Annotated in this window: 22 protein-coding genes; 8 read left to right on the top strand and 14 right to left on the bottom strand. The window is 62.9% G+C overall.

The window, feature by feature from the left end; all coding sequences use genetic code 11:
- Positions 1–5: 5 nt before the first annotated feature.
- The 11 genes from BLV18_RS14245 to BLV18_RS14195 form a co-directional block, all read right to left on the bottom strand.
- On the bottom strand, positions 6–710 hold the full coding sequence (locus BLV18_RS14245; protein ID WP_049858948.1) for an ABC transporter ATP-binding protein: 705 nt from the start codon (positions 708–710) through the stop codon (positions 6–8).
- The gene (locus BLV18_RS14240; RefSeq protein WP_090359410.1) at positions 703–1,428 is read right to left on the bottom strand and encodes an ATP-binding cassette domain-containing protein; all 726 of its coding nucleotides are present in this window, start codon (positions 1,426–1,428) and stop codon (positions 703–705) included. Before BLV18_RS14240 ends, BLV18_RS14245 begins: the two co-directional genes overlap by 8 nt.
- Complete coding sequence (locus BLV18_RS14235; protein WP_049858946.1) at positions 1,425–2,456, bottom strand: ABC transporter permease subunit; 1,032 nt, start codon at positions 2,454–2,456, stop codon at positions 1,425–1,427. Before BLV18_RS14235 ends, BLV18_RS14240 begins: the two co-directional genes overlap by 4 nt.
- Positions 2,456–3,325, bottom strand: coding sequence for an ABC transporter permease subunit (locus BLV18_RS14230; RefSeq protein WP_090359408.1), 870 nt, complete (start codon positions 3,323–3,325; stop codon positions 2,456–2,458). Before BLV18_RS14230 ends, BLV18_RS14235 begins: the two co-directional genes overlap by 1 nt.
- 10 nt (positions 3,326–3,335) lie before the next feature.
- Positions 3,336–4,574 carry an urea ABC transporter substrate-binding protein gene (locus BLV18_RS14225; RefSeq protein ID WP_056843648.1) on the bottom strand — a complete coding sequence of 413 codons (1,239 nt, stop codon included), beginning with the start codon at positions 4,572–4,574 and terminating at the stop codon, positions 3,336–3,338.
- 436 nt (positions 4,575–5,010) lie between these two features.
- Positions 5,011–5,628, bottom strand: a complete 618-nt coding sequence (locus BLV18_RS14220; RefSeq protein WP_090359406.1) for an RraA family protein — start codon at positions 5,626–5,628, stop codon at positions 5,011–5,013.
- Positions 5,625–6,014 (bottom strand): RidA family protein, encoded by a 390-nt coding sequence (locus BLV18_RS14215; RefSeq protein ID WP_090359404.1) that lies wholly within the window; start codon positions 6,012–6,014, stop codon positions 5,625–5,627. Before BLV18_RS14215 ends, BLV18_RS14220 begins: the two co-directional genes overlap by 4 nt.
- Positions 6,015–6,082: 68 nt before the next feature.
- Positions 6,083–7,417 (bottom strand): MFS transporter, encoded by a 1,335-nt coding sequence (locus tag BLV18_RS14210; protein WP_090359401.1) that lies wholly within the window; start codon positions 7,415–7,417, stop codon positions 6,083–6,085.
- Positions 7,418–7,585: 168 nt separating this feature from the next.
- Positions 7,586–8,815 (bottom strand): Zn-dependent hydrolase, encoded by a 1,230-nt coding sequence (locus tag BLV18_RS14205; RefSeq protein ID WP_090359399.1) that lies wholly within the window; start codon positions 8,813–8,815, stop codon positions 7,586–7,588.
- An 80-nt stretch (positions 8,816–8,895) separates the two neighbouring features.
- Entirely contained in the window at positions 8,896–9,825 is a 930-nt protein-coding gene (locus BLV18_RS14200; RefSeq protein ID WP_049858939.1) for a 2-hydroxyacid dehydrogenase, read from the bottom strand.
- On the bottom strand, positions 9,822–10,577 hold the full coding sequence (locus BLV18_RS14195; RefSeq protein WP_049858938.1) for a class II aldolase/adducin family protein: 756 nt from the start codon (positions 10,575–10,577) through the stop codon (positions 9,822–9,824). Before BLV18_RS14195 ends, BLV18_RS14200 begins: the two co-directional genes overlap by 4 nt.
- A 118-nt stretch (positions 10,578–10,695) precedes the next feature.
- On the opposite strand from BLV18_RS14195, the gene BLV18_RS14190 reads away from it, so the two are divergent.
- Complete coding sequence (locus BLV18_RS14190; RefSeq protein ID WP_090359397.1) at positions 10,696–11,673, top strand: LysR family transcriptional regulator; 978 nt, start codon at positions 10,696–10,698, stop codon at positions 11,671–11,673.
- 3 nt (positions 11,674–11,676) lie between these two features.
- Here BLV18_RS14190 and BLV18_RS14185 read toward each other — a convergent pair whose 3' ends face one another.
- A complete protein-coding gene (locus tag BLV18_RS14185; protein WP_090359395.1) occupies positions 11,677–12,618 on the bottom strand; it encodes a LysR family transcriptional regulator in 942 nt (313 codons plus the stop codon).
- Positions 12,619–12,780: 162 nt separating this feature from the next.
- Here BLV18_RS14185 and BLV18_RS14180 point away from each other — a divergent pair, with 162 nt between their 5' ends.
- The 5 genes from BLV18_RS14180 to BLV18_RS14160 all read left to right on the top strand — a co-directional run bounded on the left by BLV18_RS14180 (position 12,781) and on the right by BLV18_RS14160 (position 18,326).
- On the top strand, positions 12,781–14,115 hold the full coding sequence (locus BLV18_RS14180; RefSeq protein ID WP_049858935.1) for an MFS transporter: 1,335 nt from the start codon (positions 12,781–12,783) through the stop codon (positions 14,113–14,115).
- Between the two features lie 27 nt (positions 14,116–14,142).
- Positions 14,143–15,183, top strand: coding sequence for a histone deacetylase family protein (locus tag BLV18_RS14175; protein WP_090359393.1), 1,041 nt, complete (start codon positions 14,143–14,145; stop codon positions 15,181–15,183).
- A 120-nt stretch (positions 15,184–15,303) separates the two neighbouring features.
- A complete protein-coding gene (locus BLV18_RS14170; RefSeq protein WP_090359390.1) occupies positions 15,304–16,278 on the top strand; it encodes a quinone oxidoreductase family protein in 975 nt (324 codons plus the stop codon).
- On the top strand, positions 16,275–17,201 hold the full coding sequence (locus BLV18_RS14165) for a LysR family transcriptional regulator (protein ID WP_090359388.1): 927 nt from the start codon (positions 16,275–16,277) through the stop codon (positions 17,199–17,201). The genes BLV18_RS14170 and BLV18_RS14165 overlap by 4 nt, the downstream gene beginning before the upstream one ends.
- A gap of 576 nt (positions 17,202–17,777) precedes the next feature.
- A complete protein-coding gene (locus tag BLV18_RS14160; protein ID WP_090359386.1) occupies positions 17,778–18,326 on the top strand; it encodes a S1 family serine peptidase in 549 nt (182 codons plus the stop codon).
- Positions 18,327–18,420: 94 nt separating this feature from the next.
- Here the strand turns inward: BLV18_RS14160 and BLV18_RS14155 are convergent, their stop codons facing one another.
- Together BLV18_RS14155 and BLV18_RS14150 are read right to left on the bottom strand one after the other, a co-directional pair.
- Positions 18,421–18,882, bottom strand: a complete 462-nt coding sequence (locus BLV18_RS14155) for a PA2169 family four-helix-bundle protein (protein WP_056843640.1) — start codon at positions 18,880–18,882, stop codon at positions 18,421–18,423.
- Positions 18,883–19,069: 187 nt separating this feature from the next.
- Positions 19,070–21,184, bottom strand: coding sequence for an ATP-binding protein (locus BLV18_RS14150; protein WP_090359384.1), 2,115 nt, complete (start codon positions 21,182–21,184; stop codon positions 19,070–19,072).
- A gap of 233 nt (positions 21,185–21,417) precedes the next feature.
- On the opposite strand from BLV18_RS14150, the gene BLV18_RS14145 reads away from it, so the two are divergent.
- On the top strand, positions 21,418–21,843 hold the full coding sequence (locus BLV18_RS14145; protein WP_090359381.1) for a cell wall hydrolase: 426 nt from the start codon (positions 21,418–21,420) through the stop codon (positions 21,841–21,843).
- Positions 21,844–22,138: 295 nt separating this feature from the next.
- Positions 22,139–24,562 (top strand): glucose/quinate/shikimate family membrane-bound PQQ-dependent dehydrogenase, encoded by a 2,424-nt coding sequence (locus tag BLV18_RS14140; protein ID WP_090359379.1) that lies wholly within the window; start codon positions 22,139–22,141, stop codon positions 24,560–24,562.
- The last annotated feature ends 118 nt before the right edge of the window (positions 24,563–24,680 follow it).

Below are 24,680 nucleotides of genomic sequence, written 5' to 3'. Positions count from 1 at the left end.
AATCCTCAGGAATGAAAGCCCATGAAGCGCTCGGCAAGCGCTTCGGCGGTGGTGCTGGCGGGGTCGACTTCATCGACCAACTGGCCGTTCTCGATGATCAGGATGCGATCGGCCAGCGCCGTCAGGAAGTCGATGTCCTGTTCCACCAGAATGATGCCCAGGCCTTGTTCGCGACGCAGGCGTTGCAGGGTTTCGATGATCTCGTCGCAGATGGAGGGCTGGATGCCTTCGGTGGGTTCGTCGAGCAGGATCAGCTTCGGGTTGCCGCACAGGCAGCGCGCCAGGGCCAGCAGTTGTTGTTCGCCGCCCGACAAGGCGCCACCGGGTTGGTCGAGCAGCCGTTGCAGACGTGGAAAATACGCCAGGATCCGCTCGATGGTGGCCGGAGCGTCGGCGAAGTGCTTCACGCAGCCCATGCGCAGGTTTTCGCCGACGGTCAGGAACGGGAAGATCTGCCGGCCCTGGGGCACGTAGCCGATGCCGGCCCGTGCCCGCTGGCTGGCGTCGGCGCGGCTCAGGTCCTGGCCTGCGAACTGCACGCTGCCCGACAGCGCCGGCAGCTCCCCGATAAGCGCGCGCAGCAGGGTGGTCTTGCCCATGCCGTTACGGCCGAGCACGCCGATGCAACTGTCGGTGGCGCCGCGCAGAGCGATGTCGCGCAGCACCGGCACGCGCCCGTAGCCGGAACACAATCCATTGACTTCAAGCATGTTTGATCTCCTGTTTGCCCAGATAGGCTTCGCGCACCAATGGGTTCTGAGTCACCTCGGCAAAGCTGCCTTGGGCCAGCACCGCGCCCTGGTTGAACACGGTGACCGTGCCGGCGATGAGGCGAATGAACTCCATGTCGTGCTCGACCACCACCACCGTGCTGTGCGTGTTGATCTCCTTGATCAGGGCGGCGGTCTTGCGCACTTCCTGGTAGGTCATGCCGGCAGCAGGCTCGTCCAGCAGCACCAGGGTCGGCTTCGAGGCGAGGATCATGCCCAGCTCGACCCATTGCCGTTGACCGTGGGCCAGGTCGCCCACCAGACGGTGGCGGTGTTCGCTCAGGTCGATGCGCTGCAGCGTCTGCTCGGCGGTTTGCCGGGCCTGGGCGGCGCTCTGGTTGCGACTGGCGGCCAGGCGCAGGTTTTCCAGTACATCGAGGCCGTCGAACACACTGGGTGTCTGCGTCTTGATGCCGATGCCCAGGCGCGCGATACGGTGCGGCGGCAGGCCGCTGATGCGCTCGGCCTGGAAGTGGCAACTGCCGTGAGTTGGCTTCAGCTGCCCGCTGAGCAGTTTGAAGAACGTACTTTTACCGGCACCGTTGGGACCGATGAGGCAGCGAAGTTCACCGCGGTGCAGGGTGAAATCCACCGCTTTTACGGCGTGCACGCCGCCGAAACTGACGCCCAGACCTTGGGTTTGCAGAAGCACGCTCATACGGCGCCCTCCTGTGGCACGGCGCTGGTGGAAGCGGGACGACGCTTGAACACGCGCCCGGCCAACGTGCCAAGGCTGGGCAGCAAGCCACGCGGCAGCAGCATGACGAAGGTCAGCAGGATCGCGCCCAGCACCAGGCCGCTGTCCACCGTCTGCTGTTCGCCCAGGCGTGCCATCAGCGCCTGCAGGCCGATGCAGGCCAGGATCGGCCCGAACAAGGTACCGCGACCGCCGACGATGACCCAGATGATGATCTGCGCCGACTGCGCCAGGCCAAACACACCCGGGCTGACGAACGCGCCCCAGTTGGCGTACAGGCACCCGGCCAGGCCGGCGATGCCGCCGCCCAGGCTGAAGACGATCAGCTTGTGCAGGCGCGTGTCATAGCCGAGCAATCCGGCGCGCTGCTCGTTTTCACGGATGGCCACTACCACCTTGCCGAAGCGACTGGCGAGCAGCCCGCGCAGGCCCAGGTAGCAGAGGATCAAGGCGCCGCCGATCACCTGAAACAAGGTTTCGGGCTCCAGCACGCGCTCGGGATCGAACGGCACGTTGAGCGTCGGGATCGCCGGAATGCCGTTGAAACCGCCCAGCAACGCACTGCCGATGTGGTATTCGCTGCCCGAGGTGGAGTTCATCACGTTGAACAGAATCAGCGTCACCGCCAGGGTGATCACGCCCAGGTACACATCGCTGATGCCACCGTAGAACATGAAGTAGCCCATGGCCGCAGCGAACAGGGCGGGCACGGCAATGGCCAGCAACACCGGCCAGGTGCTGTCGCCGATGTTCAGGACACCGACCGCATAGGCATAGGCCCCCAGGCCGAAGAACGCGGCCTGCCCGAAACACAGGATGCCACCAAAGCCCCAGATGAACGCCAGGCTCAGCGCCAGCAGGGCCATGACCAGGTAGATGGTCAGCGAGAGCAGGGTGAACAGGTCCAGCCAATACGGCAGAACGCCGACCAGCACGGCGGCCAGTGCGCAGCCGAGCACCGGCAGCAGATCACGAAATGCGACAGGCATCAGAACGCCCTCCGAAAGAACCGACCGGTGATGCCCTGAGGCAACACGCGGATCAACACGATGGCGGCCAGCAACAGGGCCACCTCACCGAACACCGGGGTGCTGAAGAAGGTCACCACCTGACTGATGACGCCGAACGCACCGGCCGCACTCAGCGTGCCGGTGATCACAGCGCTGCCGCCGCCGATCACGGTGATGAAGGCCTTGGCGATGTAGCTGGCGCCCAGCGTCGGGATCACCCCGGTGAGCGGTGCGAGAACCGCGCCGCCGAGCCCGGCCAGGGCCGCGCCCAAGCCGAAGGTGAGGCTGTAGATGCGTCCCGGGTTGGCACCCAGGGCGGCGGCCATCCTGGCGTTCTGCATGGTCGCCCGGGCGCACAGGCCGAACTGGGTGAAGCGCAGCAGCGCCCACATCCCCAGCAATACCGCCACGGCCACGGCGATGACGAACAGCCCGTAGCCACTGGTTTGATAGGCACCCAGGGTGATACCCGGCAACGGTGAGCTGATGCCCACGGTGGTGTTGCCGAACAGCATGGTCGCCGTGCCCGTCAACGCCAGGCTCAAACCCCAGGTCGCCAGCATGGTGTCGATCATGCGGCCGTACAGGTGGCGTATCAGCAAGCGCTCGACCAGCATGCCGAACACGCCCACCGTCAGCGGCGCCAGCACCAGGATCGAGATCCAGATCGGCACATGCAGATGGTGAGTTGCCAGGACGGCGACGTAACCGCCGAGCATCATGAACTCGCCATGCGCCAGGTTGATGATCTTCATCATGCCGAACACCACCGCCAGACCGATGCTGAGCAGCACCAGCGTGGCGATGGCGCCGACGATCTGCAGGGAAAAAATCGCGGCCCAATCCATGTCCGTCTCCTTACAGCGCGATGCTGTATTGCTTGGCATCGCGCGGGTTCTTGACCAGGTCGCAGACCGCGGCGGTGTCCGAAGGGGCCTGCTGGGCGAAGCTTTGCACCACCTCCAGGCGGCGATCGCGCACCTCGGCGATGTGCACGTCCAGAATGCAATGGTGGGTGGCCGGGTCGATGCTGACCTTGCCGCTGGGCAGGTCCAGGCTGATGCCTTTCTCCAGCGCCTCGATGACCGCCATGCGCTCGATCGAACCGGCCTGGCGAACGCCCTCGGCCCACAGCATCATGCCCTGATACGCGCCCATCGCCAGTTCGGTGATGTACGGATAGTCGGCGCCGAAGCGGGTGTGGAAGCGTTCGACGAACGCGGTGTTGAGTGGGGTCTGCAGTTCCTGCACATAGTTCTGGCAGATCAGGATGCCGTTGCACTCTTCGGGCGAGAGCACGATGTGCTCGTTGCCGCCAGCAAAGGTGGTCGAAGCGATCGGCAGCTTGCCGGTCATGCCGGCGGCCTTCCACTGTCGGTAGAACGACATGTGAGCACCGCCGACCAGAGCCGACCAGACGAAGTCCGGCTTGGCTTCCTGGATCTTCGAGATGGTGGCGCCGAAGTTGGTCACGTCCAGCGGGAAGAACTCGATCCCCACGCTCGACCCACCAGCCTGCTCGACGTACTTCTTCACCCAGGCGGTGACGATCTGCCCGTAGTTGTAGTCCGCCGCGACGATGTAGACCTTCTTGCCCCACTTCTGGGTCACGTGGGACACCAGCTTCTCCACGGTCTGGCCTGGGGTCACGCCGGTGCCGAAGAAGTTGCGATCGCACACGCCGCCTTCGTACTGGTTGTCGTAGAAGTACAGCGTCTTGTAGCGGTCCAGCACCGGACGCACCACTTCACGGGACGCGGAGGTGATGCCCGCATGCACCACCGCCACACGATCCTTGAGCGCCGCCTGCTGCGCGTACTGGGCGTACAGCTGCATGTTGGACTGGGTGTCGTACTTGATCAGGCTCAGCGGCCGGCCGAGCAGGCCGCCCTGGGCGTTCAGCTCTTCGGTGGCGAACGTCAAAGCATCCACGATCGGCTTGCCATAGATGTCCAGGCCGCCCGAACTGTCGTACAGCGAGGCGATCTTGATCGCGTCGTCGGCGGCGAAGGCCGACAGGCTCTTGAAGCTCAACGCCGACAATGCGGCAGCGGAAATGGCGGACGAACGCAGGAAGGTACGACGATTGATAGCCATGCTCAGTGCTCCTGAAACCAACCCCGTCATGCCATCGCCAGCCGGATCGCGGACAGCCGAACGGGCCGCCGTGCAAACCGGAAAAGGAGAGGAGTGGGGCTGGATGAAATGCAGGCGAGGGAAGGTGGGGCCTGATTTCACGTGACCGACGACGCTGTCGGCTGAACGGGTGTCGAGCGTTTCGCTTGTGAACCGCGGCCGCATCGTTGGGGCCGGGTCACCCAGAGCGTGGGGGCGCTGGGGGAAACTGGTGTCACGTGGGGAGTGACCCGATACGCAGAGCAAGTATCAGGCCATTGCAGGTAAACCATTGTTCAGGCTTGAAATTTACTCTGGCAAGCGGCAAGTGCAATAACCAGCCGTGCACTCAGTTGGGAACCCTGCACTCAAAACGTGCAGGGCAGCCTACCCAAGTAACACGAACGTGTTGGGCCGATCAGCTCAAGCGCAATACGCTCTCGACAGGCTCACCGCTCTGCAGACGCTGCAAAAGGGCAGGTTCCGCAGCATCGCTGGCCAAAGCAATGTCGATGACCGCCGTCAATGCCGAAGCAGTGGTGATCAGCAGGCCATTGTCATCCCCCAGTACCCAGTCGCCTGGGCTGACCCTGACGCCTCCACACTGCACGGTCACGTTCTGCGCACTGGTGGGATCGCTTTGCAACTTGGTGGTCAAGAGGCTGGTACCGCGGGCGAAGACAGGCAGGCCGGCGGTGCGCAGCTCATTGATATCGGTGACCACGCCGTCGACGATGAGACCCCGAGCACCTTTTGCCATGGCGGCGCAGCAGGTGACACTGCCGACGCAGGCGTGGTGGTGGTCGCCTTGCATATCGATGATCAGTACCTCACCGGGTTGCAGGTCGACCAGGGCCTGATTCACTGCCAGGGCATCGGCGTTCGCGACCTTGAGGGTGCGCGCCCGGCCGACCACTTTGACGCCGCTCAGCTGCGAGGTGATGGCGTAGCTGACAAAGCCTTCTTCAAGAAAATGCCCCAAGGTCGCAAAGCTCACCTGCTGCAGTTTTGCTTCGAGTTGCTGTTCATCACTCATGCCGTTGCCTCTTTGTCGATCAGTTCGGCGACGCAGTCGATTTCCAGCGCCACTCCCCACAGCGACACGCACACGGTGGTGCGCGCTGGTGGCGCATGGCCCAGCACCTTGGTGTAGACCCGGTTGAAGGGTTCCAGCTGCGCCGGATCGGTCAAGTACCCGTTCACCTTCACTACATGCTCGAAGTCCGAACCTGCGGCGATCAATATCGCTTCGAGGTTGCGCAGGGTCTGGCGAACCTGATCCTCGAAGTCGGCAGGTTGTAAATCGAAATCGTCACGAGCGGGAATCTGCCCGGCGGTGAACACCAGGTTGCCGCTGATCACCGCTTGCGAGTACGGGCCGACCGGACCGATCGTGCCTGGGGCGGCAGTTATGCGCTTCATGTCATACCTCGTTCGAGCACGGGTTGGAAAAGAATTGCCTGGCCACCTGCACGGGGCCAGACATTGGCTTAGGTGGACTTGGGTCCAGCGGTGGTCAGGTCGCGTTTGAAGGTTTCGGTCAACAGCAACAAGGCGATCAGCGACAGCAACGCGGACCCGATCAGGTACCAGGCCACCGACGAGCCCTTGCCGGTCCAGTTCAGCAGCGCCGTAGTGACCATGGGCGTTGCCGCACTGCCCAGCAGGCCAGACAGCATGTAGGCCACCGACAGCCCGGAATAACGCACCTTGGTGCCGAACAGTTCGGCCAGGAACGTGGCGATGGGGCCATAGTTGGCGGCGAACGCCGTCATCAGCAGCATGTAGCCGAGGAACACCAGCGGCAGCTCGCGCGTGTCCATCAACCAGAACATCGGGAATGCCACCAAGGCTTCGGCAACGATGCCGCCGATGATCACCGGTTTGCGGCCCCAGCGGTCGGACAGCGCGCCGAAAGCCGGCAGCAGGAAGATGCACAGGGCGCAGGAGGCCAGTACCACGCTGAGCATCACAGGTCGGGTGAAGCCCAGGGTCTGGGTGCCGTAGGTGAGGCCGAACGCGACGATGATGTTGAACGACGAACCGGTGGACATCGTGGCGATACCACCCAGCAGCACCTGTTTCCAGTACTTGCGGCAGATTTCCGCCAGCGGCACCTTGACCTCTTGGTCGCGCTCCTGGGCCTGGTTGAAGGCAGGCGTTTCGGTGATGTTCAGTCGGATGTACAGGCCCACGGCGATCAGCAGCACACTGCCCAGGAAGGGAATCCGCCAGCCCCAGGCCAGCAGGTCTTCGGTAGACAGTGAACTGGCGATCGCCAGAAATGCCAGGTTGGCGATCATGGTGCCGGCCGGTACACCGATCTGGACCCACGAACCGTACAGGCCGCGTTGATGGGCCGGGGCATGCTCGACCGCCATCAACACCGCACCGCCCCATTCGCCGCCCAGCGCCAGGCCTTGGATGATGCGCAACGTCAACAACAGTATCGGCGCCCATATGCCGATGGTGGCGTAATCGGGCAGCAGACCGATGGCGAAGGTCGCAGCGCCCATGACCAGCAGCGAGATCAGCAGCATCGATTTACGCCCCAGTCGGTCGCCGAAATGGCCGAATAGCGCTGCCCCGACGATACGTGCGCCGTATGCCGAGGCAAAGGTGCCGAAGGCCAGCAATGTGCCGACCAGCGCGTCGAACGCGGGAAAGAAGATCTTGTTGAACACCAGCGCCGATGCGGTCGCGAAGACGAACAGGTCGTACCATTCGACGGTGGTGCCGATGACGCTGGCAACAGCGACCTTTCTCATGTTGACCGGGGCTTGCGGTGTAGCCAGGTAGTCGGGTGCGCACGCAGAACTGTTCATGCCTGTCTCCAAAATGAGCCGTTGCACAACGGAATGTGTTTAGGGCGGCAGATAGCGAGTGATGCGGCGCCCGCGTCCGGGCGCTTTATGGGTGAAGCTTGTTATAGAAACGGAGGCTCGACGGACTCTCGTCGCACGGCCGCCACCGAGGCGGCACCTGCAGTGTTCTCAGCGTTGTGTACGTTCGGTCACGGCATTGAGCAGCACATTGCAGCCCTTGCGCGCATCCTGCGGGTCTATGGCTTCGGCTTCGTTGTGGCTCAGCCCGCCCATGCAGGGAATGAACACCATGGTGGTGGGGCAATGTCGCGCGAGCAGGATGGCGTCGTGGCCTGCGCCGCTGACGATGTCTTGATGGGGGTAGTCCAACGCATGCACCGCACGCCGCACGGCCTCGACACAGTCGCCGTCGAAAGGGGTAGCGGGGCTGAGCCAGTGGCGCTCGATGCTCAGCGCCAGGCCGCGCGCATCGGCGACCTGCTGGAAGCGTTCGTGGACCTGCCGTTCCATGAGGTCAATCTGCTCATCCTGGTGATGGCGCAGGTCGACGGTGAACGTCACGCTGCCTGCGATCGTGTTGCGCGATGACTTGGCGATGTTCACTTGGCCGATCGTCACCAAGCCCTGTGGATTGAACTGCGCAACCAGCGCTTCGAGTTGCCCGGCCATTTCGGCAACACCGAACAAGGCGTCCTTGCGCAATGCCATGGGTGTCGTGCCGGCATGGGCACTCTGGCCCTGCACCTGCACATCGAGCCAGCAGATGGCTTGCCCGCCCGTGACCACGCCGACCGGCAGCCCGTTGTCTTCCAGAATCGGGCCTTGCTCGATATGAGCTTCGAAGTAGGCATCGAAAGGGCGCTGGAACGGCGCATCGCCGCCATGACCGATGCTCTCAAGTGCTTGGCGCACGCTGACACCCTCGCTGTCGCAGGCGTTCAGCGCGGCGTCCAGCGCCAGGCTGCCGGTGAACACGGCAGAGCCGAACATGGCGGGCGTGAAGCGTGCGCCTTCTTCGTTGGTCCATACGGCGATCTCGATCGGGCGCTTGTTGCGGACCCCCGCATCGGCAAGGCTGCGCACTACTTCCAGGCCACAGAGGACACCATAGATACCGTCGAACCGCCCACCCTTGGGCTGAGTGTCGAGATGACTGCCCATGACGACCGGCGGTAGCTGGTCATTCAAGCCGGGAAGCCGGGCGAACAGGTTGCCGATGGCATCGAAGGTGATGCTCATGCCGGCTTCGCGGCACCAGCCGATGAACAACTCGCGGCCCGCCCGGTCTTCCTCCGACAGGGCCAGCCGACAGTTGCCGCCCTTGTCCGTGGCGCCTACCTTGGCCATGTCCATCAGACTCTGCCATAGCCGTTCGCCGTTGCATTTCAATACGTTCATGGAATCTCTCTTTTGGCTCTGTTCATCCGGGCCGGTTTCTACAGACCGGTTTCAACAGGTGGGTCACACCAGGTAGGTGCTCAGTAGCCCAGCGATGGGTCGACCCGATGGTTCAGGACTTCACCGGCGAGCAGCCGGCGGGTGTTTTCGGCGACCTGACGCACGATGCAGGGATGGGAGGCGGCCGATGCCATGTGCGGCGTGACCACCACCCCAGGCATCTGCCACAGGGAATGATCGCTGGGCAATGGTTCTTGCTCGAACACATCCAACACTGCCCCGCGCAGTTGACCGGTGGCCAGCGCTGTTTGCAGATCGTCGATCACCAGGTGCTGGCCGCGTCCGCCGTTGACCACTGCAGCGCCGCGGGCCAGGCGCGCGAAAGTGTCCCGATCGAGAATGCCGTGGGTGGCATCGGTCAACGGCAGCAGATTGACCAGCAGATCCAGGCCTTGAAGAAAGTCGTCGAACTGCTCGGGTCCGTGATGACAGGCGATTCCGGCCAACTGCCGTTCACTGCGTGCCCAGCCACGCACGGCATAGCCTGCGCCGGCCAGGTCTGCGGCAATCGCAGCGCCCAGTGAGCCCAGACCCATGACGCCGACCTTGAACTGCCCAGCCGTGCGTTGAGGGTGACGGAGCCACTGACCTTGCCTTTGCTGGTGGATGGCCCGATCGAAGTCGCGGTGATAGTGCAGCACTGTCCAGCGCACGTACTCGATCATGCCACGGCGATGGTCGGGGTCGACGACTCGGCACACTGGCAGGTCCGCAGCGCTGGGGTCGGTGCGTAGGTGATCGACACCGGCGGCCACCGAATGCACCAGGCGCAAGTCGGGCAAGCGCCCCAGACTGCCGGCCGGTGGGTACCAGCAAGCGGCGACGATCGCCTGCTCTGCGGCAGGATCATCGGCAAGCACCGTCCGCAACTCGGGCGCGTGCTCGGCAAACGCCTGCTGCAACTGCACCAGCAAGCCGGGGTCCTTGCTCAGCAGCACGACAGTGGTCATGAGCAGTAGACCTCGCGCTGGTCTTCGATCAGGGTCAGGGCCGCCAGCCAGCCGAGGTGGGTAATCTCGTCGGCTTCGTCGCGCGCGAACTGTGCGGCTGTGAGCCGGCATACCTCTTCGCTGGGATACACCAGCTTGGTGTTACCAGAGAGGGCTTGAATCTGCGCCTGGCAGGCGCGTTCCAGAAAGTGGATTTCCTGGAACGCGTGACCAACGCTGATGCCGGCGGCCAGCAGACCGTGATTGCGCAGGATCATCGCCTTGTGCGGGCCCAGGTCTGCCACCAGACGCTCACGTTCGGTCAGTGACAGCGCGATGCCTTCGTAGGTGTGATAGGCCAGGTTGCCGTAGTAGCGCAGTGCGTGCTGGCTGATCGGCAACAGCCCATGCTCCTGCGCGGCAACGGCCATGCCGGCGGCAGTATGGGTGTGGATCACACAGTTCAGATCGGGACGGGCCATGTGGATGGCCGAGTGGATCACGAAGCCGGCCGCGTTGACTCGGCTGATCGACGGATCCGCGTTGATGACAGTGCCGTGTTGATCGATACGCACCAGATCACTGGCTTTCATGTGTTCGAAGATCACACCGTAGCGGTTGATCAGAAAGTGGTGCTCCGGACCTGGGATGCGCAGGGTGATGTGGGTATCGATCAGGTCGGTCATGCGAAAGTGCGCGACCAGTCTATAAAGGGCTGCCAATTCGCAACGTGCCTGCCACTCTACAGGGTCGATGTCGTCGAGCTTTTGCATGTGAGTTCCTTGTCAGGTCCCGGATTGTGGCGCTGGCTGGTTTTATCCCTTAACCTGAATGTTTAATCAATTTGCTAATACTTAATCTGATTATTAGCCAGGTTACTGATGGTGGGCGATGAACAATGTGCATCCCGAGGACAGTCCCAAGCACTGGCATACTCGGCGTTTATTGAGCGATCGGCTCGACTGGAATCTGCTGCGAGCCTTTCTGGTCATCGGCCAGGAAAAAAGCATCAGCCGCGCGGCCGCCCGGTTGTTCCTCACCCAATCTGCGGTGAGCCAGTCGCTCAAACGCCTGGAAGAACAGCTGGAGTGTCCATTGATCCTGCGGCGTGGGCCACGCTTCGATCTGTCACCGGCCGGCGAAGAAGTGCTGCGGATCGCCGAGGAGATCTACGGCAACGTTGCGCGCTTGTCAGCGACGCTCAAGAGCCCCGAGGACGATGTGGTCGGCAAGGTCCGTATTCTGACCATCAGCAAGGTGCAGTCGGCGTTGTACGATGATTTTCTGGTGCAGTTCCATCGTGACCATCCCAGAGTGGAACTGGAGGTCGAAGTGATGGGCAGTTCCGACATTCAGAGCGCGCTGAGCCAGCGCACGGCCACCGTGGGGTTGGGCTTGTGCCGGTTTCCGCAAGCCAAGCTGGAGCGTCGACGACTACTGCGCCAACGCTATGCGTTTTTCTGCGGCAAGCGCCATCGCCTGTTCGGTCAGCGCAAGCTGCCCCTCGAAGCGTTGCAGAGCGAGAATTTCGTCAGTTTCACCAGCGATCAGGTGGGCGGCAATCTCTCGCCGCTGACCATGTTCCGCGACCAGCAGGGGTTTACCGGCAAGATCGTCGCCTCGTCCTCCAGCTTCGAGGAGATCCGCCGGCTGATCATCGCCGGCTACGGCGTGGGCTGCCTACCCGAACATCTGGTGGACATCGACCTGCACAACGGATTGATCTGGCGGCTGCCGCCCGCCGAAGGCGTGGTCGATGTCGACGTGTTCCTGATGTGGAACCGCGACCAGCGCATGAGTCGCGCCGAAACCGTATTCCTGCAAGCCTTCGAGCAGGCGATCGAAGGCTTGCAGGTGGACTCGGTCTGAGGATCAGGCCGGCTCGGCCATGCAGCGCACCAGGCCATCGGTGAACACCGTTTCCGCCCGTGTCCTGCGCTGGTCGCGGTTCCACAGCAGGTGGATATCGACATCGGCCACGCCTTCATAGGGCGGCAGTTGCCACAGCAGGCCATTGCCGACATCCTCGGCCACCACATGCTCGGGCAGGCAACCCAGGCCCATGCCGGCGATGACCAGACGACGAATTTCTTCGAGGCTGGGCGATGAGGCGACGATTCTGCCGCTGAACCCCTGTTGGTCGCGGAAGATCGTCAGTGGCGAGAGCATGCCGCCAATCTGGTCACTGGTGAAACTGACGAAGTTCTCCGCCTGCAACTGCTCCAGCGTCAGCCCGGCCTGGCCGTACAACGGGTGGTGTTGGCCGCAATAGAACATGTAGCGCTGACGCTGAAAAAGGCGTTGTTCGAGCCGTGGCTGCATTCGGCGGTTGAGACTGACACCCAAGCTGGCGGTCTTTTCCAACAGCGCGCTGACGATGTCGGAACTGCGCATCACGTCGATCTCGAAATCGACCCTGGGATGCCGACGGTGGAACGTGGCCAGGTACTGGTCGAAGCGGGTGTTGACGATGCGGCTGACCATCAGTATCCGCACCTTGCCCACTACATCATCGCCCGGCTGCTCCAGGGTCTGACTCATCTGCGAAACCTGGCCATACATCTCGCCGGCGGTGGCGAAGATCTTGTGCCCGGCTTCGGTCAGGTCAAAGCGCGGTCCCCGGCGAGCGATGAGCTGATAGCCCAACTGCTCTTCGAGGCGCTTCAATGCCTGGCTGACCGCCGGTTGAGTCAAGTGCAGGCGTGCGGCAGCGCGGCTGATACTCAGCTCCTGGCCGATCACCCTGAAGGTACGCAGCAGGTTCCAGTCCAGACGATCGTTGAGCAGGGGGAGTTCGCGGCGACCTTCTTCCATCGTTCGTCCAATTATCACTCGGATTTATAATATGCATAATAAATAGAACATTGACTAATCATAGCCCTGCGCCGAAAAATCATTTCCAGCAAGCGCCGTCAGAGCGCAGCGACCTCGTTTATCTCCTGCCAAAACAACAACCTCTACGGGAGTCTCAATTCCATGAACCGTCCTGCTCAAGCGCAGCCAAAACGGGCCGCCGCCGCTGCGTTCATCGGCACCATGATCGAGTGGTACGACTTTTACATCTACGCCACGGCCGCCGCGCTTGTGTTCGGCCAGTTGTTCTTTCCTTCCACGGATGCCCTGTTCAGCACCATGGCGGCCTTCGGGACCTTTGCGGTGGGCTTCTTTGCGCGACCGCTGGGGGGCATCATCTTCGGCCATGTCGGTGACCGGATCGGGCGCAAGAAGTCGCTGGTCATTACCCTGTTGATGATGGGCGTGGTCACCGTCTGCATCGGCCTGCTACCGACCTACGCACAGATCGGCGTTGCGGCGCCGGTACTGTTGATCCTGCTGCGGATCGTCCAGGGTATCGCCGTGGGCGGCGAGTGGGGCGGAGCAGTGCTGATGGCCGGCGAGCACGCTCCCAAGGGGCGACGGAATTTCTTTGCCTCGTTCGCCCAGTTGGGCAGCCCGGCGGGCCTGATCCTGTCATTGCTGGCATTCAGCGCGGTGACCCGGCTACCCGAAGCCGACCTGATGAGCTGGGGGTGGCGGCTGCCGTTCCTGGCCAGTTCACTGCTGTTGATCGTAGGCTTGATGATTCGTCTGGGCGTCAACGAGTCGCCCGAGTTTCTCGACGACAAGGCCAAGGCCGAACACGCTCGCAGTGTACCAGGCCACACCGAGCAGGCACCGGTGGTGGAGGTCCTGAAAACAGCATGGCGACCGCTGTTGTTGTGCATCGGCGCCAACACCTTGGGCATTGCCGGGGTGTACTTCACCAACACCTTCATGATCGCCTACACAACCCAGCAATTGAGCTTGCCGCGTTCGCTCATTCTGGAGTGCCTGTTCGTGGTTTCGGTCATCCAATTCTGTATTCAGCCGGCGGCGGCGTGGATCGCCGAAAAAATCGGTGCCACACGGTTTCTGGCGCTGGTGGCGACCCTTGCGATGGCCTCGCCGTACCCGATGTTCGTATTGGTGAGCAGTGGCGAGCCCGGCAAGATCATCCTGGGGATTGCCCTGGCGGTGATCTGCATGGCGTCGTTCTACGCCGTGATTGCCGGTTTCGTCAGCGGCATGTTCGCCACCCGCGTGCGCTACACCGCCATTTCCCTGGCCTATCAAGTGTGCGGCGCGGTTGCGGGCGGCCTTACTCCCTTGATCGGTACCTGGCTGGCTCATACCTATGCCGGTCAGTGGTGGCCGATGGCAGCGTTCTACACCTTGATCGCAGGCACCTCGCTGGTATGCGTCCTGGCGCTGGCGCGCCGTCACGCCGCCGCTCACGACCTTGAAATGGCCGGTGTCACGCAACCGCGCTGAGCCCATCACTTTTTCGGAGAACCCGTCATGCGCAGTTTCTTTCACCCAGAACAACTGCTTCATCACCCGCGCAGCTATTACTCCCGAGGTCAGATGCGCACGCCGCAGGAAATCCCCGAGCGTGCCTTGAACCTGGTGAAGGCCGCCGAGTCGCTGGGCTTTGCCATCGAACAGCCTGGCGACTCCGGTATGCAACCCTTGCTGGCCGTGCACAGTTCCGCGTACCTGGTATTCCTGCAGGAGGCGCACCAGCATTGGAAAGAGGTGCCTGAGGACTGGGGCGATGAAGTCATGTCGAACATCTTCGTTCGCGAGCCCAATGCCCTGCGCGGCATCCTCGCGCAAGCGGGGCGCTACCTGGCTGATGGCAGTTGCCCGGTTGGCGAGCATACCTGGCACGCAGCCTACTGGTCAGCGCAGTGTGCCGTGGCTGCTGCTCAGGCCGTACTCGACGGAGAACCCGCCGCCTATGCGCTGTGCCGTCCACCCGGGCACCATGCGCGCGCCGAGGCCGCCGGTGGCTTCTGCTACGTGAACAGCGCCGCCGTGGCAGCCCAGGCGCTGCTTGCCCGTTATGCCAAGGTCGCCGTGTTGGACAGTGACATGCACCATGGGCAGGGCATTCAGGAAATCTTCTACGAGCGCAATGACGTGCTCTACGTATCGATCCATGGCGACCCGACCAACTTCTACCCCGGTGTTGCGGGTTTCGACGATGAGCGCGGCGCCGGGCCGGGCGAGGGATTCAACTTGAATCTGCCAATGCCCCATGGCTCGACCGAGTCGGTGTTCATGGACAAGCTGGAGCTGGCACTCGACGCGGTGACCACGTTTGGCGCCGACGTGCTGGTGCTGTCGCTGGGCTTCGACATCTATGAACTGGATCCGCAAAGCAAGGTGGCAGTGACCACCGCAGGCTTCGCTCGATTGGGCGAGCGGGTGCGCAGCCTCGGTCTGCCGTGCGTGATCGTTCAGGAGGGTGGCTACCACCTGGAATCACTCGAGGACAATGCACGCGCCTTTTTTGTCGGGCCTCAGGTCTGGCAGCTCGATGGTGGCGGCGACTGAGCCGTTTATCCGCTGAAGATTGCTGCACCCCATGCAGGTATATACTGCAATTCCACCGTCTTGTAGAACCCCGAGCGAGTTTCCATACTCACTCGCACTACTGACCGACTGGAGAACGACATGGCCGCAGTGATCCGTTTCAATCAACCGGGCGAACCTTCCGTGCTGTGGGAGGACACTGTGGCCGAGCAGGCGCCGGGGGAGGGGCAGGTGTGGCTGCAGCAGGCGGCCATTGGCGTGAATTATCTCGACGTCACCCAGCGCAACGGTGCGGTCAAGGTGCCGCTACCGTCCGGCCTCGGCCTGGAAGGTGCCGGTACCGTGGTGTCGGTGGGGGCAGGGGTCACCAATGTACAGCCAGGTGACCGCGTGGCCTATGCCACAGGCCCGCTGGGCGGCTATGCGGCGCAGCGGCTCTATCCTGCGGAACGTCTGGTGAAGCTGCCCGCTGACGTCAGCTTCCAGCAGGCGGCGGCGGCGCTGTTCAAGGGCATCACCGCGCAATACCTGCTCAAATCCACCTATCCGGTGGGCCCCGAAACGACGATGCTGCTGTACGGCGTCGCCGGTGGCCTGGGGCAGATCATGGGCCAGTGGGCCAAGCACCTGGGCGCGTACGTCATCGGTGTGGTGTCCAAGCCCGAAAGTATCGAGCGGGCCAAGGCCGTGGGCTGCGACGAGGTGCTGGTGTTCGATGCGGCCACGCTGGCTGCGGATGTGGCGAAGTTGACCCAGGGGCGCAAGGTGGACGTAGTCTACGACCCGATCGGACGGATCTCCTTCGAGGCGTCCCTGGACAGCCTGCGACCGCGGGGCCTGATGGTGTCGTTCGGGGCGTCCTCGGGCGCTCCGGCGGCGGTCGAGCTGTCCACCCTCAATGGCAAGGGCTCGCTGTTCCTGACCCGGCCGTCGATCGTGGCTCATACCGCATCCGCCGCCGAGTATCAGGAGCGCGCCGCCGACGTGCTGGCAGCGGTCGAGGCGGGGATCATCACGCCGCGGATCTGGAAGACCTATCCGCTGGCCGAAGCAGCGCGTGCCCATGAGGCACTCGAGTCGGGGCAGTCGGGCGGGGCGATCGTTCTGACGCCATGACCCCGGACCTGCTCGACAGTCAGCACAGCGACGAGATCGCCGCCTTCCTGGCCGTCGCCAGCCAGGGCTCGTTCGTCGCCGCCGGTCGCTTGCTGCAGCGTCATCCCACGGTGATTTCCAAACGCCTGGCCGCCATGGAAAAGCGGCTGGGCGTGCGACTCATGGAGCGCTCGACCCGCCAGGTGCGCATTACCGACGTCGGCGCGAAGCTGGAACAGCGCCTGCGCTCGGCGCTGTCCCAGATCGCCGAAGCCGAGCAGCAGGCCACCTCGGGCGTCACGCAGGTGCGCGGCGTCCTGCGCCTGGCGCTGCCGGCTGCCATGGGGCGCCTGTGGATAGCGCCGCTGTTGCCCGAATTTCTAAGCGCGCACCCTGGTGTTTCGATCATTGCCGACTACAGCGAACACGTCGTCGACATCATCGAGCAGGGCTATGACCTGGCCCTGCGCATCGGCGAGCTGGACGACAGCCGGCTGATCGCCAACAAGCTCTGCGACCATCGCCGCATACTCTGCGCGGCTCCCGCCTACATCGAACGGTTCGGCATGCCGCTCAGCCCCAGCGACCTTGTCCGGCACAACTGCCTGCGCTTCAGCGGGCTGGCGTCGTTTCCCGAGTGGCGGCTGCACCATGCGCAGCGGCAGGAGAGCGTGACGACCCAGGGCACCCTGACCTCCAATGACAGCGAAACCTTGCTCAGCGCCGCGTTGGCGGGCGTGGGCATTCTCGGCGCCGGCGAGTGGCTGATGAGCCGTGAGTTGGCGTCAGGCGAGCTGGTTCAGGTGCTGCCCGACTGGCGACTGGATTCAGTGGGTGGGGTCTACCTGATACGGCCGTCCTCGAAATTCCCGGCGGCCACCGTTCTGGCGTTCAAGGTGTGGATCGAATCCAGGTTTGCCAATGGGCCGCTCTGGGCGTTGTGAACGGTCCCTGGTGGACCGTTTGGCACGCAAAGCGGAACCACGTCACAGTAGTGTCACTGTGATATTAAAGTCTCTGACGACTCGACCGATACCCCCAATACAAGCGAACACATGAGGGCCAAAAGCCTTCATCGCAGTCGTTTGTTCGCAACAAGTGATGGCACAATGCCATCATCGGTTATTGCGTCCCTTAATCCAGGGCGTCATGGCCTTGCTTGGTTCGACATGCCCCGTGCAGCTCTTGAGCTTCACGATCATGCCGACCGACACCCGATCATGCTGTCAGTCACGATCCGACAGGATCGCCAGGGAACAATGGCGGCCTGGATTTCCACGTAGCGCTACAGGCCTGCGTTGGCATCCAGGGTCTTTACAAACACTCGCGCAAGCGAACCTATTCTCATCCAGAGGGGTGAGAACCACGCAAGCAAGGTTGCTTTTATAATCCCAGAAATGGGATTGCTCCATTGGAACACAATGAATCGATCTATCTGCCTGACCCTCGGCCTGCTTCTTTCCGGCTGTAATGGCATCCCGACTCCCTTTGTAAGCGATGCTGCCTACAAAGACGCTTTCATGGTCACCTCCAGTCTTCCCGCCCCTCTTCTGTATCAAGCCTCGGCCGTGCAATGGAACGAGGACTATGCAGTTTCCGCCAAACACACGCCTTATCTGAGTGATGTCGCGTACCGCGGTCGCGGCGACGTGGTCTTCATCAAGCGCAAAGCCACTTCGGCGCCGCACTGGCGTCAGGCAACAGTTGGCGAAAGCGTCACCGCTGTGGGTTTCAGCCCTTTGCTGATGCCCGTCAAAGGCAGTGGTCAGGTGAAGGAAGGCAAGCTGCTGCTCCAGAACCTCAATGATGGCGTGCTCTATTCCATCCATGATGGTCCCAGCGCCGTAGGCATGTCCGGCGGGCCGGTGTATGGCAAAGACGGCTCCGTGGTCGGTATGACAGTGGCGTTCGTGCCCACGCACTACACCCAAAACCTGACCAACAGCGACCTGGCCGATGCCAAGCGTGTGAGCGTGTTCATGGGTTACAAGGAAATCGAGAAGGAATGGCGTCGCTTTCAGGGTGACGTCAAGGTACCGGCCCCAGTTGCAGGCTACGTGATACGTTGAGTAAGTCGCGCGAGGGCAGGGGTGTTGTCGAGGCGGGGGACGTGGCGGGAAAAGCACGGCTCGGGCGGCCTTGGCAGCCGCCCAAGCCCTTCACTCATTTCTGAGCGCGAGCTGCGTCACGCAGGGCCTTGATCTTGTCATGGTTGCGCATTACGCCTTCGAATTGCTTCTGGATCAGGGCGTGTGCCTCGGGGGTCACATCCTTGTTTTCCAGAGCCTTGGTGTAGCTCTTCTTGGCAACGTCTTCGCCACGCTCGGCTTCGTTGAGCAGGGCAACATCGTCTTTACCGGTGATGGCCGACTTCAGGTCGACCCAACGACGGTGCAGATCGCCAGCGACGCTGGTGGTGGTTTCAGCTTCGCCACCCAGTTGACGGACGTAGGCTTGCAGCTCGGCAGCGCCGGAAGCGGTGTCGGCAGCAGCGGTGGTGAAGACGCCTTTGAGTTCGGCGTTTTTGGTGTTCTCGGCGAGATCCTTGAAACCAGCCTCACCATCTTTCGATGTCTCGATGAGGTCGTTGAGTACCTTGATCGTTTCTTTATGAGCGTCGGTCATTTCAAAATCTCCGTGATGGACGGTCTGGCTCAGACCCAAGAGGCAGCCATGGCGTATGCATGGTACGTACGCTGTGATTAGGGCGCCCGGTTGTGCCGAAGGTTCCGATTTTTTTGAAAATGAGCGTTCGACGTTCTTGCAGAACCCGTCTACTTGACGTGTCGAGGCGCGCCTACACCCAGCAAAATCAGGTGACTGGCTGAGTTGTGTCGGCCAACTCCCTGACCAATCGATCCAGCTCGGCAAGTTCGAACGGTTTGCGCAGCACCACGGCACCGGCGATGGCGTCGAGCGCGAGGGTGTCGGCGTAGCCGCTGATGAAAATGATCGGTAACTGCGGAACGAATTGGCGGGCCTTGCGCGCCAGCTCGGCGCCGTTCATCTCCGGCATCAGAAAATCGATGACGGCCACCGCGAAGCGGGTGTTGCCCAGCAGCGCCAATGCCTTGCTGCCGCGGTCGACGTCGATCACTTGGTAGCCGCGGGCGCGCAGGTCATCGACCAGCACCGTGCGTACCGCATCATCATCGTCGACGACCAGCACCGGCCGGGCGAAGGGTATCGCTGGCGCAGTGGTCATGGGCTGCACCTCGCCGCGCGGGGGCACCTGCGGCCGTTCGGCCGCGGGCAGCACGAGTTCGAAGGTCGAGCCCTGGCCCAACTCACTGGTGATCCTCAGATCCCCGCCGCATTGACGGCACAGGCCATAGACCTGGGCCAGACCCAGGCCGGTGCCGCGGCCGGATTCCTTGGTGGTGAAAAAGGGTTCACAGGCCTTGGCCAGCACCTCGGGCGACATGCCCGTGCCGCTGTCGCTGACGTGAATCGATACCGTGGGCGGCGTGCTCGACGGCTCGGTGGGGGAGCACTTGACGGTGAACCAGCCGCCATCGGGCATGGCATCTCGGGCGTTCAGGGCCAGGTTGAGGATGGCCATCTCCAGTTGTAATGGGTCGGTGCTGACGAACAGATGACGGTTCGGCGTCTGCATGTCGATGTTGATGTCAGGGCCCAGTGCGTTACCCACCAGTTCGAAGGCAGCGTTGACGCTATCGGCGAGATTCACCGCCGATACGTTCAGGCGTTGCGTGCGTGAGAAGGCCAGCAATTGCCCGGTCAGGCGAATGCCCTTTTCGGTCGACAGGGTGGCCCGTGTCACGTACTTCAGCGCCTTGGGATCGCTTACGACGTGGCGATGGAGCAATTCGAGATTGCCTGAAACGCCCATCAGCAGGTTGTTGAAATCATGAGCGATGCCGCCCGTCAATTGGCCCACTGCGTCCAGGCGCTGGGCGCGGTTCATTGCCTGTTCGGCGACGATGCGTTGCGCCGATTCCTGTTCCAGCTCCGCCCGCTTCTCGTCCAGTTCCAGCTCCAGACGCTGCCTGATGGTGGTTTCCAGTCGCCGCTGCTTGTGCCGTTGAAGGTCCAGTCGAGCAGTTACTCGGCCATCCTTGATGATCAGAATCACCAGCGGCATGAACACCGTTGCCACTACCAGGGCCAGTGCGGCAGGCGCACCGATGGCACGGGCGTTGACGGCCGACAGCAGCAGCCAGCCGATGACTGGCAGAATGGCGGTCAGCAGCAACTGTCGGCGGGTCGCGGCGCCGGCGCGATTGCTCAGCGTCACCACGTTCAACCAGCCCTGGTCGGCCTGGAACAGCATCATCGACACTGCCAGACACACCAGCGCCAAGGCGGTGTGGACCGCCATGGCGTTGAACAGCAGCACCGAGTACAGGTCCTTCACGCCGTAGGCATAACCCAGCAGGCCAATGCCGGCCACGGCGAAGGCGAGCAGGGCGAGGACATCGCAGACTTTGTGTCGACCGGCGAGTTGCGCCATGCGCGCCACGCTCAGCAGGGCCAGACAGCTCGCCGTGGCCGGGGAAACGCTGCCGTGGACGAGCGGCGAAGGCGCAAACAACCACGCGTTCACCGGACCGCTGAAAACGTCCTGACCAATGAGCAAATGCGCGCCCAGCAAGGCGAAGGCGATGCACGCGGCGACTCCGGCGAGCAGCCAACTGGGGCGCGCCCGCCGTCCCAGCAGGCAGGAAAGCGCCAGCGCGGCAAGGGCCATGGCCGTCAGTGGCGACATCCCCGTGAGGGCTGGCGCCAAATGATCGAGCAGGGGTCGACCCAGCCCGTATTCGCACAGCGCTGCGGCACCGATGAGCAGCGCCACCCAGGCCAATAGCTTGGCCACCCACCTGACCGACGTCGCGGCATGCAGACGGCTCAATCCCCAATCGGAAGTGCGGGTTCCGATGTCCAGGTCGTCGTCAGGTGCGTGCATCGGTAACGGGCCTCCGTGGTGGCATGGGCGATCGAGGGGCTGGTGAGTGTGCGGCGAAGGCTGGGTCTGTCATTTGTAGAGCCAATACCGCCAAGTCTCAAGCCTTGGGCTGCTTTCTTCGGATCAGGAAACTACCGCCACGCCGCTGCCGATGGGGAATCGTTGCCGGCTGGCAAACCCCTGCGCAGCTCCGCAATCTGGCCACGCCCGACCGCTCATCAGCAGAGATCACCATGACACACATTCAGCAGGTACACGATGTCGTTGCGCGAACGTTATGGGGTGAAGCCCGTGGCGAAGGTATCCGCGGACAAATCGCGGTGGCCTGGGTCATCCGCAACCGCGTGCAGGACGCCCAGCCACGGTCATGGTGGGGCGAGGGCTACATCGGCGTGTGTCGCAAGCCCTGGCAGTTCAGCTGTTGGAACCTTCGCGATCCCAATTACCCCTATGTCAGCGGCGCTCGTCCCATTCCTTCGGCGCAGTTGGCGCAAGCCCTGGCAGTGGCCGAACAGGTGGTGGCCGGCCAGGTGGCAGACCCCACTGGCGGCGCCACCCATTACCACGCCACGCACCTCTCCCCACCGCCAGCCTGGACAAAGGACGCTACCCGCACCGTGGTGCTGGGTCGTCATGCCTTCTTCAAGAACGTGGCCTGAGCCTGGCTGTTGTCTCGACAAAACCTGGTCAGTATTACCGTCCGTGCAACAGTGTTTCACCGCGCTGCGCTATGGCGATTTGTCGCAGCTGCAGGATTTTTTTGATATCGTTGCGTAACTAACTAATTAGTTAATGCTGTGGCGGCACCCGTTTCCCTGCCGGGAGCTTTGACGGGAGGCCGTGCAGGTCGTGGAACCACGTCACCCATCGTGTCCTGACAAGCGTGTCGTACAGGCTTGCCTACACTGTGTTCGACCTTCCAGAAACGTTCATGCGTCAACAGGATCATGCAACATGACTAAGCCTCAACCTTCGCCAGCGGTGCGCCGTTGGCCCATCTGGGTCGCTGCCTTGGGCGTACTCGTATTCGGACTGCTCTATCTTGCTGGCGGTGGCTACCTTGCCGCGCTCGGTGGAAGCTGGTACTTCCTGCTGGCCGGTCTGGGCATGACCGTCGCCGCCATCGCCCTGTTCAAGTCGCGCCTGCTGGGCGCCTGGCTGTTTGCCGCGGTCATGGTGCTGTCGGTGATCTGGGCCCTGGTCGATGCCGGTCTGAACTTTTGGCCGCAAATCTCCCGTCTGTTCGCTCCGGCGGTGCTGAGCCTGGTGGTGGCGTTGGCCTATCCGACCTTGCGTCGGGCCAATGGCCTCAGCGGCGGCCGCGCTGGCTATGTGCTCGGCGCCGTGCTGGCGGTGGCGGTGGTTGCTGGCGGCGCCGGCATGTTCGTGCCACACCCTTCGGTCGCGCCGACCGGTGAAGGCCCCGGCCTGACCCAGGTCAACCCGGCCAATGCGCAGAAAGACTGGGCCCATTACGGCAACGACGAAGGCGGCAATCGCTTCGCGGCCCTGGACCAGATCAACCGCGACAACGTCGCCAGCCTGGTACCGGCCTGGACCTACCACACCGGTGACGTTGCCATCAGCAACGGCAACGGCGCCGAAGATCAGGCCACACCGTTGCAGGTGGGTGACAAGGTGTTCGTGTGCACCCCGCACAACAACATCATCGCCCTGAATGCCGACACCGGCAAAGAGCTGTGGAAGAACGAGATCAATGCCCAGGCTGCGGTCTGGCAGCGTTGCCGTGGCCTGGCGTATTTCGATGCCAGCAGCCCGGTGGTTGAGTCCAGTGAAGGCAACACGCCGGTCAAGGCGGTGTCGGTCGCACCCGGCGCCAACTGCCAGCGTCGCCTGCTGACCAACACCATCGATGCCCGCCTGATTGCCGTGGACGCCGACACCGGCGAGTTCTGCCAGGGTTTCGGCAACAATGGCCAGGTGGACCTGAAAGCCGGCCTGGGCAAGGTTCCGGATTCCTACTATCAGTTGTCGTCCGCGCCGTTGATGGCGGGCACTACCGTGGTGGTCGGCGGCCGTGTCGCCGACAACGTGCAAGCCGACATGCCCGGTGGCGTGATCCGTGGTTTCGACGTGATCACCGGCGAGATGCGCTGGGCCTTCGACCCGGGCAACCCTGAGGACAAGCAGGCGCCCACTGGCGACAACACCTATGTACGCAGCACGCCCAACAGCTGGGCGCCGATGTCGTACGATCCGAAGATGAACACCGTGTTCCTGCCCATGGGCAGCTCGTCCACCGACATCTACGGTGTCGAGCGGACCGCGCTTGATCACCGCTACGGTGCTTCGATCCTGGCGCTGAACGCGACCACGGGTGAGGAAAAGTGGGTCTATCAGACCGTGCACAACGATCTGTGGGACTTCGACCTGCCGATGCAGCCCACCTTGATGGACTTCCCCAAGCCTGACGGCAGCAGCGTGCCAGCAGTGGTGATCGGCACCAAGGCAGGGCAGATCTATGTGCTGGACCGCGCCACGGGTCAACCGCTGACCGCTGTGCAGGACATTCCGGTCAAGGGCTCGGACATTCCTGGCGAACCCTATGCCAAGACCCAGCCGCTGTCGGTGGGCATGCCGCAGATCGGCGCGCAACACCTGAGCGAATCGGACATGTGGGGTGCCACGCCGTTCGACCAGATGCTGTGCCGCATCTCGTTCAAGAAAATGCGTTATGAAGGACTGTACACCGCGCCGGGCACCGACGTGTCGCTCAGCTTCCCGGGCTCCCTGGGTGGTATGAACTGGGGCAGCTTGTCGACCGACCCGGTGCATGGCTTCATCTTCGTCAATGATATGCGCTTGGGCCTGTGGGTGCAGATGGTGCCTCAGCAGAAGGATGCCAAGGCTTCTTCGGGTGGCGAAGCGCTGAACACCGGCATGGGTGCAGTGCCGCTCAAGGGCACGCCGTATGCGGTGAACAAGAACCGCTTCCTGTCCATCGCCGGCATCCCGTGCCAGGCGCCGCCATTCGGCACCTTGACCGCGATCGACATGAAGACTCAGAAAGTCGCGTGGCAAGTACCGGTCGGCACCGTGGAAGACACCGGCCCGCTGGGTGTGAAGATGCACCTGCCGCTGCCGATCGGCATGCCGACGCTGGGTGGCACGCTGTCGACCCAAGGTGGCCTGGTGTTCATTGCCGGTACACAGGACTACTACCTGCGGGCGTTCAACTCGGCCACCGGTGAAGAGGCCTGGAAAGCCCGTCTGCCGGTTGGCAGCCAAGGTGGCCCGATGACCTTCGTCTCGCCCAAGACCGGCAAGCAGTACGTGGTCATCACCGCCGGCGGCGCGCGCCAGTCGCCAGACCGCGGCGACTACGTGATCGCCTACGCCCTACCCGACAAGAAGTAACCCTCACAGCCGCTGCTACACCCTGTAGCAGCGGCGCAAGCCGCGTCGGCGGTATACGCGGTGTACCAGACAAACCGCGTCGCGCCTTTCGCGGGCAGAGCCCGCTCCCACATGACCT

It is taken from the genome of Pseudomonas coleopterorum (genome assembly GCF_900105555.1).
In the GTDB taxonomy this organism is placed as follows: Bacteria; Pseudomonadota; Gammaproteobacteria; order Pseudomonadales; family Pseudomonadaceae; genus Aquipseudomonas; species Aquipseudomonas coleopterorum.
Note: the sequence above shows the minus strand (reverse complement) of the source record. Positions and strands in the feature narration are given on the sequence as shown.

Coding starts and splice junctions, on each gene's coding strand:
- BLV18_RS14245 (WP_049858948.1), bottom strand. CDS start 710: ATGCTTGAAGTCAATGGATTGTGTTCCGGCTACGGGCGCGTGCCGGTG.
- BLV18_RS14240 (WP_090359410.1), bottom strand. CDS start 1,428: ATGAGCGTGCTTCTGCAAACCCAAGGTCTGGGCGTCAGTTTCGGCGGC.
- BLV18_RS14235 (WP_049858946.1), bottom strand. CDS start 2,456: ATGCCTGTCGCATTTCGTGATCTGCTGCCGGTGCTCGGCTGCGCACTG.
- BLV18_RS14230 (WP_090359408.1), bottom strand. CDS start 3,325: ATGGATTGGGCCGCGATTTTTTCCCTGCAGATCGTCGGCGCCATCGCC.
- BLV18_RS14225 (WP_056843648.1), bottom strand. CDS start 4,574: ATGGCTATCAATCGTCGTACCTTCCTGCGTTCGTCCGCCATTTCCGCT.
- BLV18_RS14220 (WP_090359406.1), bottom strand. CDS start 5,628: ATGAGTGATGAACAGCAACTCGAAGCAAAACTGCAGCAGGTGAGCTTT.
- BLV18_RS14215 (WP_090359404.1), bottom strand. CDS start 6,014: ATGAAGCGCATAACTGCCGCCCCAGGCACGATCGGTCCGGTCGGCCCG.
- BLV18_RS14210 (WP_090359401.1), bottom strand. CDS start 7,417: ATGAACAGTTCTGCGTGCGCACCCGACTACCTGGCTACACCGCAAGCC.
- BLV18_RS14205 (WP_090359399.1), bottom strand. CDS start 8,815: ATGAACGTATTGAAATGCAACGGCGAACGGCTATGGCAGAGTCTGATG.
- BLV18_RS14200 (WP_049858939.1), bottom strand. CDS start 9,825: ATGACCACTGTCGTGCTGCTGAGCAAGGACCCCGGCTTGCTGGTGCAG.
- BLV18_RS14195 (WP_049858938.1), bottom strand. CDS start 10,577: ATGCAAAAGCTCGACGACATCGACCCTGTAGAGTGGCAGGCACGTTGC.
- BLV18_RS14190 (WP_090359397.1), top strand. CDS start 10,696: ATGAACAATGTGCATCCCGAGGACAGTCCCAAGCACTGGCATACTCGG.
- BLV18_RS14185 (WP_090359395.1), bottom strand. CDS start 12,618: ATGGAAGAAGGTCGCCGCGAACTCCCCCTGCTCAACGATCGTCTGGAC.
- BLV18_RS14180 (WP_049858935.1), top strand. CDS start 12,781: ATGAACCGTCCTGCTCAAGCGCAGCCAAAACGGGCCGCCGCCGCTGCG.
- BLV18_RS14175 (WP_090359393.1), top strand. CDS start 14,143: ATGCGCAGTTTCTTTCACCCAGAACAACTGCTTCATCACCCGCGCAGC.
- BLV18_RS14170 (WP_090359390.1), top strand. CDS start 15,304: ATGGCCGCAGTGATCCGTTTCAATCAACCGGGCGAACCTTCCGTGCTG.
- BLV18_RS14165 (WP_090359388.1), top strand. CDS start 16,275: ATGACCCCGGACCTGCTCGACAGTCAGCACAGCGACGAGATCGCCGCC.
- BLV18_RS14160 (WP_090359386.1), top strand. CDS start 17,778: ATGGTCACCTCCAGTCTTCCCGCCCCTCTTCTGTATCAAGCCTCGGCC.
- BLV18_RS14155 (WP_056843640.1), bottom strand. CDS start 18,882: ATGACCGACGCTCATAAAGAAACGATCAAGGTACTCAACGACCTCATC.
- BLV18_RS14150 (WP_090359384.1), bottom strand. CDS start 21,184: ATGCACGCACCTGACGACGACCTGGACATCGGAACCCGCACTTCCGAT.
- BLV18_RS14145 (WP_090359381.1), top strand. CDS start 21,418: ATGACACACATTCAGCAGGTACACGATGTCGTTGCGCGAACGTTATGG.
- BLV18_RS14140 (WP_090359379.1), top strand. CDS start 22,139: ATGACTAAGCCTCAACCTTCGCCAGCGGTGCGCCGTTGGCCCATCTGG.